This is a genomic window from Pantoea sp. X-Soil-MYKO-1785, from assembly GCF_059730675.1.
In genome coordinates this window covers 2,255,588-2,264,756 of sequence record NZ_AP036000.1, presented here as the reverse complement: position 1 = coordinate 2,264,756, position 9,169 = coordinate 2,255,588, and the positions used below count along the sequence as shown (strand labels likewise).

5 protein-coding genes are annotated in these 9,169 nt (G+C 56.9%); 3 read left to right on the top strand and 2 right to left on the bottom strand.

The genetic code is table 11. The annotated features are described in order from the left end of the window. Window positions 1-167: 167 nt before the first annotated feature. Window positions 168-2,102, bottom strand: a complete 1,935-nt coding sequence (locus AC6I8D_RS10910) for an exoribonuclease II (protein WP_497820200.1) — start codon at window positions 2,100-2,102, stop codon at window positions 168-170. A gap of 113 nt (window positions 2,103-2,215) precedes the next feature. Further along, window positions 2,216-4,519: an FdhF/YdeP family oxidoreductase gene (locus tag AC6I8D_RS10905; protein WP_312054466.1), complete on the bottom strand. Its 2,304-nt coding sequence runs from the start codon at window positions 4,517-4,519 to the stop codon at window positions 2,216-2,218. A 262-nt stretch (window positions 4,520-4,781) separates the two neighbouring features. On the opposite strand from AC6I8D_RS10905, the gene AC6I8D_RS10900 reads away from it, so the two are divergent. The 3 genes from AC6I8D_RS10900 (at window position 4,782) to AC6I8D_RS10890 (ending at window position 9,051) form a co-directional block, all read left to right on the top strand. After that, window positions 4,782-6,368, top strand: a complete 1,587-nt coding sequence (locus AC6I8D_RS10900; protein WP_497820199.1) for a PTS transporter subunit EIIC — start codon at window positions 4,782-4,784, stop codon at window positions 6,366-6,368. A 178-nt stretch (window positions 6,369-6,546) separates the two neighbouring features. After that, on the top strand, window positions 6,547-8,091 hold the full coding sequence (locus tag AC6I8D_RS10895; RefSeq protein ID WP_312054470.1) for a methyl-accepting chemotaxis protein: 1,545 nt from the start codon (window positions 6,547-6,549) through the stop codon (window positions 8,089-8,091). Between the two features lie 231 nt (window positions 8,092-8,322). After that, window positions 8,323-9,051, top strand: a complete 729-nt coding sequence (locus AC6I8D_RS10890; RefSeq protein ID WP_312757099.1) for a YoaK family protein — start codon at window positions 8,323-8,325, stop codon at window positions 9,049-9,051. Window positions 9,052-9,169 lie beyond the last annotated feature (118 nt).

Below are 9,169 nucleotides of genomic sequence, written 5' to 3'. Positions count from 1 at the left end.
TCGAGAGAGATGCGATCGAAAACAACGAGTCAAACTTAATGTAATGGAATGTAAGTGAAAGTTAATCGAGGAAGAAGTGTGAAGCGGGGTACAAATTTAACATTTTTGCAAAGCAGAGGCGGTGGGAATGGACGGGATAACCAGGGTTATCCCGTCAGATTTCAGACTTAAACGGCGGGGCGAGCCACCACGCTACGGGTTTCCATCCGGACTTCCGCAATGGTGACATCGATAACGTCAGTGACACGGTAAACCACTTCGCCTTTGATCTGCACGGTGCCATTTTCCTGGCTGCAGACCAGTTCATCACGCACCGCGTGGATGAACGGGGCCGGGATAAACGCGACCGCACCGAACTCCAGCAGGCGCACCCGCATGCCGCCGCGCGACACGTCGATGATCTCCGCGCTAAAGCGACGGTCGGTTGCCGCGAACGGTGCCAGGTAGCGGGCATATAGCCAGTCACCGACATCGCGCTCCGCCATGCGGTTGAGGCGACGACGTTCACTCATGGTGACGGTCAGCGCTTCATCCGGACGGGCGATCTGATCGCCACGAATGATCGCTTTCAGCAGGCGATGGTTGATCATATCGCCGAACTTACGGATCGGTGAGGTCCAGGTGGCGTAGGCTTCAAGGCCGAGACCAAAGTGCGGACCCGGCTCGGTGCTGATCTCAGCAAAGGTCTGGAAGCGACGGATGCGGCTGTCAAGGAACTGGGTCGGCTGGGCATCCAGCTCACGGCGCAGCACGCGGAAACCTTCCAGCGTGGTAATCGCCTGAGCATCGACGCTGATACCGTGGTTAGCCAGCACGGCGGCAGCCTGTTCGGCGTTGGTGCTATCGAAACCGGCATGCACGTTATAGATACCGAAACCGAGCGTATCACGCAGCACTTTAGCCGCGCAGACGTTAGCCAGAATCATCGACTCTTCAACGATACGATTGGCGATGCGGCGAGGCTCAGCTACGATCTCCAGCACTTCGCCTTTCTCACCCAGCAGGAAGCGGTAGTCAGGGCGATCTTTGAACACCAGCGCATGGGTCTGACGCCATTCGCTGCGTGCCAGACAGAGACGGTGCAGCAGACGGATTTGCTCAGCAATTGCCTCGCTTTCCGGCTGCCACTCACCGCTGTTTTCCAGCCAGTCAGACACCTCGTCATATGCCAGTTTGGCTTTGGACTCGATCCAGGCAGCAAAGAACTGTGGATCATCAGCCAGGCTGCCATCCGGGCTGACGTTGACGCGGCAGGCCAGCGCGGGACGACGCGCATGCGGACGCAGCGAGCAGACGTCATCGGAAAGCTGACGCGGCAGCATCGGAATATTAAAGCCCGGCAGATAGTTGGTGAAGGCACGCTGCGCCGCCAGTTTATCCAGCTGACTACCTTCCGGCACGTAGGCGGTAGGATCGGCGATAGCCACGGTCAGGCGCAACGCCCCATCTTCCAGCGCTTCTACGTAGAGCGCATCATCCATATCTTCGGTGCTGGCACTGTCGATGGTGACAAAATCCAGCGCGGTCAGATCTTCACGCGTCAGATCTTCATCCAGCATTTCGCCAAAGCTGACATCAGGCGCTTCACGCTCAAGGTTATGACGCGACAGCGTCACCCACCATGGCGCGAGGTGATCGTCAGCTTTAACAATGAAATCGGTCAGTTCGGCATAAAAACCGCGATCGCCTTTCAGCGGATGGCGGCGCATCTCAGCGACGGCCCAGTCACCATTCTCAAACTCATGCGTCAGTCCACGCACCGGACGGCACTGAATGGCGTCCTTCAGCAGCGGATGATCCGGCACGATGGACAGGCGATCGTCTTTTTTCTGTACCCGGCCAACAAAGCGGCTCAGGAACGGCTCAACCAGCGTTTCTGGCTCAGCGCTTTCACGATCTTTATCGCTGTGGATCACGGCAACGATACGGTCACCGTGCATCACTTTCTTCATCTGCGGGGGCGGGATGAAGTAGCTTTTTTGTGCATCGACTTCCAGGAAGCCGAAGCCTTTTTCGGTGCCTTTAACGACGCCTTCAGCGCGAGGCGTTTGCGAGTGGAGCTTCTCTTTCAGCTGCGCGAGCAGCGGGTTATCCTGGAACATAATTTTTACGTTTCGTGGCCTATTAGCGGCTGACAGTTTTACGCGAATCGACGCCGCGCGGCAAGGCAAAAAGCCGGGCAAGCCGGCTTTTAAGGGGGCAGAACTGACCGCGATCAGGCAATGCGTTGGTCGGCCAGCGCCGATGACAGTTCAAGTTTAACCGGCACCGATTTCGAGGTCGGCGTACCGCTGCCATCGCCAAAGCTGTTCAGCGGCACCAGCGGGTTAGTTTCCGGATAATAGGCCGCCAGATTGCCGCGTGGAATATTGTACGGCACCAGCTTAAATCCGCTGACGCGGCGGGTGATGCCATCATTCCACAGGGTTTCAATATCGACATTCTGGCCTTCCGTGAAGCCTAAATCTGCCATGTCGTCCGGGTTGATAAACACCACTTCACGCTGACCAAACACCCCGCGATAACGGTCATCAAGGCCGTAAATGGTGGTGTTGTACTGATCGTGTGAACGCAGGGTCTGCAGGGTGAATGGCACTTCCTGATCCAGATTCGGGAACAGCGAGGCCGGCAGCGCCGCAGCGCTGAACTCGGCTTTGCCACTGGCGGTATTGAAGCGCAGTTCCGCCGCTGCGTTACCAAGGTAAAAGCCGCCCGGGATATCGCATTTAGCGTTAAAGTCAGCAAAGCCTGGAATAGTGGCGGCGATGTGCTCGCGGATCAGGTTGTAATCGCCTGCCAGCGCCAGCCACTTCACTTTCTCATCACCCAGCACCGCATGGGCGATACCGGCCACAATCGCGGTTTCAGAACGCTGAGTCTCTGCCAGCGGAATACCAATCCCCTCAGAGGCGTGCACCATACTGAATGAATCTTCCACCGTGATGAACTGGTTGCCGGTGGCCTGACGGTCACGCTCGGTACGGCCCAGCGTCGGCAGGATTAACCCTTCGTGACCCGGCACCAGATGGCTGCGGTTCAGTTTGGTGCTGATGTGAACCGTCAGTCCACAGCGTGACAAGGCTTCCTCGGTGCGCGGCGAGTCCGGCGCAGCGGCGGCCAGGTTACCTCCCAGCGCGATCAGCACTTTCACTTCGTCACGCAGCATCGCATTCAGCGCTTCCACGGTGTTGTGACCGTGGGCGCGTGGCGGTTCAAAGTTGAAGTGGTTACCCAGCGCATCAAGAAACGCCGGCGACGGTTTTTCATCAATGCCCATGGTGCGGTTGCCCTGCACGTTACTGTGACCACGCACCGGGCACAGGCCTGCGCCTTTTTTGCCCAGCTGGCCGAACAGCAGCTGCAGGTTAGTGATTTCACGCACCGTATCAACCGAATGCTTATGCTGGGTAATGCCCATCGCCCAGGTGCAGATCACCCGGTCGGCACTCTGGTAAATCGCTGCGGCTTCGCGGATTTGCGCCTGGGTCAGCCCTGACTGCGCCACAATCTGCATCCAGTCGGTGTTATCAACCGCCTCAATATAGGCTTCAATGCCGTTGGTTTTGGCATTAATAAAGGTCTGATCGAACAGGCCGCTTTCACCGGCGGCCAGCCGGGCGCGATGCGTTTCCAGCAGGCATTTCACCATGCCGCGCACCGCCGCCATATCGCCGCCGAGGTTAGGCTGGTAATAGGAGGAGCTGATGGTGCCCGCCATCGAGGTCACCACTTCCAGCGGTTTTTGCGGATCGGCAAAACGTTCCAGGCCGCGCTCACGCAGGGTATTAAACGTGACGATTTTCGCGCCGTGGTCGGCAGCATGACGCAGGCTGTGCAGCATGCGCGGATGGTTAGTGCCGGGGTTCTGACCGAAGACGAAAATGGCATCCGCATGGTCAAAGTCATCCAGACGAATGGTGCCTTTACCGACGCCGATACTGCGCTTCAGGCCGGTCCCGCTCGCTTCATGACACATGTTGGAGCAGTCAGGGAAGTTGTTGGTGCCCATCAGGCGGCCAAACAGTTGATAGAGCCACGACGCTTCATTACTGGCACGACCGGAAGTGTAGAGCTCCATCTGATCCGGGTTGTCCATCGCCTTAATGTGGCGGGCGATCAATGCAAACGCATCATCCCAGCTGATTGGCTCATAGTGGTCGGTTTCGGCGTTGTAGCGCAGCGGATGGGTCAGACGACCCTGATATTCGAGAAAATAGTCGCTCTGGGTATAGAGCGTAGTCACGCTGTGACGGGCAAAGAATTCACTGTCAACCACCCGGCGGGTCGCTTCCCAGGTCACCGCTTTGGCGCCGTTTTCGCAGAAGCTGAAGGTACTCTTATTGTCATCGCCCCAGGCACAGCCCGGACAGTCAAAACCGCGAGCTTTATTCATGCGCATCAGGTTGCGCATATTTTTCAGGGCCGCTTTGCTGTCAAGAACGAAACGCGTGGTGGCTTCCAGTGAACCCCAGCCGCCCGCAGCCGCGCGATAGGGTTTGATTTGGCGTTTAAATTTCATATTGAGTGCAGGCTTTTTTATAGTAGGAAGTATTGTAGATAGTTTGTTATCAGGTTATGGCCTGATGGTGAAGGGGAGTGTGCAATTATCATCAAACCTTGTCTAATTGATTGACTTAATGGTGCGATAGCTGGCGTTTATCATGCATCGGCCAGAATTGTGATGCTGCTCAAATTTTACCCGCCTGTAACCAGCCGATAACGGGAGTTCTTTTCACAACGCGCTAATACTTGCTGTTCACAACATAAGAGGGCGCGACACGATGAAACAGCTGACCAGCCAGATTCATGCGTTCGGCAAAGCGTTAATGATGCCAATCTCGGTGATCGCCGCGGCGGGGATCTTTCTCGGTCTGGCGGCGGCAATGCAAAACCCGGCTGTCACCGGCGATGCCTTTGCACAGATGCAGGTGCCGCAGTTAATTATCGGCTTTATTCGCAAGGTGGCGGGGGCGCTGTTCGCGAACCTGCCGGTGTTCTTTGCGGTTGCCAGCGCCATCGGACTGGCAAAGGCGGAAAAACCGACCGCCGCCTTTGCCGCCGTTATCGGCTATATCGCTATGAACGTCGGCATTAACGCCACGCTGGCGGCCAAAGGCATCACGGCGGCCACCACCACGCCGCAGGCGTTACAGCAGGCCGGTCTGGATCAGACCAGCGCGATGATGACCTCCGCGGAATATATTGAGATGCTGGGTGTGTTCACCTACAACATGAGCGTGCTGGGCGGGGTGATTGCCGGGCTGGCGACGGTGGCGCTGCATAATCGCTTCTACACCCAGCAGTTGCCGACGGCGATCAGTTTCTTCGGCGGACGACGCTTTGTGCCGATCGTCACCGTGGTCTGTCTGCCACTGATTGGGGTGCTGCTGGCGATGATCTGGCCGACCATCGGCAACGGCATTGCGTGGATTGGCCAGATGATCGGCAAAAGCGGCCAGTACGGCGCTTTTCTGCTCGGAGCGTTTGAACGCATCCTGATCCCCACCGGTCTGCACCATATCCTCAATGAAACGGTGCGCTTTACGCCGATTGGCGGTATGGCAATAGTTGACGGCCAGACCATCGTCGGCGCGCTGAATATCTTCAACACCTCACTGACCCATCCGGGGCTGATCCCGGACGAAACGCTGCGCACCGCTACCCAGTTTCTGGCGCAGGGCAAAATTCCGGTAATGATGTTCGGCCTGCCAGCGGCCGCGCTGGCGATCTACCATACTGCGCGGCCCGAACATAAGCAGCGGGTCAAAGCGCTGGTGCTGGCCGGGGCGTTAACCTCATTCACCACCGGCATCACCGAGCCGCTGGAGTTCTGTTTTATCTTCGTTTCACCGGTGCTCTACCTGCTGCACGCGTTTCTCTCCGGGCTGTCATTTATGCTGATGTCGATGCTGCATCTGATGATCGGCAACGTGCAGGGCGGGATTATCGATCTGGTGGTATTCGGCGTGCTGGGCGGCGCAAAAACCTACTGGTGGTGGACGCTGGTGCTGGGTGTGATTTACGCGCCGGTCTACTACTACGCTTTCCGCCTGGTGATCACCCGGATGAATGTCGAGACGCCGGGACGTGAAACGGAGGATGAGAAACCCCAGCAGGTGTCTGGTGACGAACGCACGCAGGTGATCATCAGCGGGCTGGGCGGTCAGGCCAATATCGAGGATGTCGATTGCTGCTTCACCCGGCTGCGGGTGCGGGTAAAAGATATGAAAGAAGTGGTCGATCAAACCCTGCTGAGCACCGGTGCCAACGGTGTAAATCGGGTCAGCGATAACGACGTGCAGGTGATTTATGGCCCGCAGGTAGAAAAAATCGCCAATCAGGTGAAAATGGCGCTCGGCGTGGCGTAGCAGCCGCTGCGCCAATTACCGGTTTACAGCCCGATCTTATCGGGCTGTAACACGCTGTTTTTTCAGCTATTTACCCGACAGCTGTCTGACTTATTGTCACTATAAAAAGTCGTACCCTAATGGGGTTACTTTTCAGGCCGATATAGCTATTAATCCTTTTACACTTTGGAACGTTGCTATGTCGTTAAAAAAATCTTCTCTGCTGATCTTCTCTTTCCTGCTGGCGCTGTTTCTCACCAGCGTGGCCATCAGTACCTGGCTGTTGATTCAGAGCAATCAGTCGTTAAATGCGGTTAACAAAGAGATCCGCGTGGTGTTGTCAGTTATCGACCCGATTAACCACAGCCGCACGCTGCGCGTGCGTCTGATGGAATACATGAAAGAGATTGAGGGCAGCGAGGCAAATAATCCGGCTGCCTTAGAGAGCGTAAGGACCGTTGCCGGCAAAGCTGATGCTGCCTTTAACGCCTACATGAACGCGCCACGCCTGCCGGGTGAAGACGCAGAGGCCGATGCTTATCGCCAGGCTTATCAGGCATACCGCCAGCAGGGGCTTCAGCCGCTGATTGAGGCCGCTGAAGCGCACGATCAGCAGCGGTTCAAAAACCAGATCGCTAACGTGGTGCGGCTGGATCGCCAGTATGAAATTATCCTCGATCGGGTACTGGCCCAGCATGAAGCCTATGCGAAAAAGCTCAACACCGATGCGCAAAGCCACTTCACCTCAGGCATCACGCTGCTGGCTATCTTTGGCATTCTGTTTTTTGCCATCATCATGGCGATCTATCTGTTCATGAAACGCTATGTGCTGTCACCGCTTAACGATGCGCAGGCGCACTGTAAGCTAATTGCTGCCGGTGTGCTTGATAGCGCGGTGCCGGTGAAAGCCGGTTCCCGTAGCGAAATCCAGCAGCTGATGGCCTCGCTGGAGCAGATGCGCAGCGCCCTGACCGCGATTATTCTGCAGGTGCGTGACTCCACCCGCTCGGTCTCTGGCGCGTCACAGGAGATCGCCGCCGGTAATATCGATCTGGCCTCGCGCACTGAACAACAGGCAGCGGCGCTGACTGAGACTGCCGCCAGCATGGAGCAGCTGGGCGCCACGGTAAAACAGAATACCGAAAACGTGTTTGAAGCCTGCCGCCTGACCAGTGAAGCGGTCAAAAATGCCGAAAGCGGTGAGAAAGTGTCGCAGGAAGTGGTGGTATCAATGGAGCTGATTAACGCCAGCTCGAAGAAGATTGAAGAGATCACTACCGTGATCGACAGCATCGCTTTCCAGACCAACATTCTGGCGCTGAATGCGGCGGTTGAAGCGGCCAGAGCCGGAGAACAGGGGCGCGGTTTTGCGGTGGTGGCAGGTGAGGTGCGTAATCTGGCCCAGCGCAGCGCCGTGGCGGCGAAAGAGATAGAAACGCTGATCGCTGAATCGGTGGCGATTATTCATGCCGGTTCCGATCAGGTCAGCCGCACCGGTGATGCCATGAACGCCATCATCTCCTCAGTCAGCCGGGTTAATCAGCTGATGGAGCACATCTCCACCGCATCAGACGAACAGAGTCGCGGCATCGGACAGATCGAACAGGCGGTGACTGAGATGGACAGCGTGACGCAGCAGAACGCCGCGCTGGTGCAGGAATCGGCCGCTGCCTCGGCTTCGCTTGAAGAGCAGGTGCGCTATCTGACGCAGTCGGTTTCCACCTTCCGCCTGTCAGCCAGCTAACCGGCAGAGCCGTGCTGGATGCAGGGCGGCACTGGCGCGGCGATACTCTCGCGGTGGTACTTTAGCAGCGGTAGTATGGCGGCGGTAATCGGACGGCGGCAAGCGAACGACAGATTCTGGCGGTTGGCTGACGCGGCGCAGGGTAAATCTGTTTTGTCCGAACCGGTAACTTGTTTGCGATAAAAAATCGGCGGATTATACCCGCAATAATGACCCGGATTCGTAGGTTCCATGCTGATTACCACTGAGGATGCACGCAGCCACAGCGCCGATAGCCGACTGGCCTGCACCCTGGCCGCCGCCGCAGGCGCGCTAAATGCCGCCGCATTTGAGATTGTCGGCTTTTTCTCCGCTAACATGACTGGCAACGTCTCATCACTGTCCGATCATCTGGCAAAAGCCAATCTCGGCGCGGGGCTGTTTTTCCTGTCGGTCGTTTGTCTGTTCATTACCGGTTCGCTGATCTCAACGCTGGTGATTAATTCAGGCCGCCGCCGCAATATTCGCAGCATCTATGCGTTCGTCATTCTGGCCGAAGGCTTAGCGCTGGTTTTTCTCGGCGTGGCCGAACGCTTTTTCACTCCGGACTCGCCGGGGGTGGTGCTGATCATGAGCCTGAGTTTTTTGATGGGTTTGCAAAATGCGGTGGTGACGCGGATCTCAAATGCCCGGGTGCGCACCACGCACGTCTCCGGTACCGCCACCGATATCGGTATTGAGCTGGCGATGCTGTATGAGGTGTTACGGCGCAAAGTCTCACCTAAAGAGGCACCGCTTTATCTGGATCGTCTGCGGCTGCATGGCCTGACGCTGCTCTCATTTCTCGCGGGCGGCGTAGCGGGCATATGGCTGTATAAAGGGCTGGGATATGGTTTTTTGCTGCCGGTCGGGGTCGGGTTAATCGCGCTGGCGCTGAAGGCGATATTCAGGCCGGCGGTGGATCGAAAAGGCGCGGTGTAACGCGCTGATGGCTCGCCGACGCCGATGATAAATGCAATGCCAGAATGCACATTGCGGTTAACAATAAAACGCCGGATGGCGCTAAAATTAACAGCCATAAACGGGCTTAAGCCCGCAA

Coding starts and splice junctions, on each gene's coding strand:
- AC6I8D_RS10910 (WP_497820200.1), bottom strand. CDS start 2,102: ATGTTCCAGGATAACCCGCTGCTCGCGCAGCTGAAAGAGAAGCTCCAC.
- AC6I8D_RS10905 (WP_312054466.1), bottom strand. CDS start 4,519: ATGAAATTTAAACGCCAAATCAAACCCTATCGCGCGGCTGCGGGCGGC.
- AC6I8D_RS10900 (WP_497820199.1), top strand. CDS start 4,782: ATGAAACAGCTGACCAGCCAGATTCATGCGTTCGGCAAAGCGTTAATG.
- AC6I8D_RS10895 (WP_312054470.1), top strand. CDS start 6,547: ATGTCGTTAAAAAAATCTTCTCTGCTGATCTTCTCTTTCCTGCTGGCG.
- AC6I8D_RS10890 (WP_312757099.1), top strand. CDS start 8,323: ATGCTGATTACCACTGAGGATGCACGCAGCCACAGCGCCGATAGCCGA.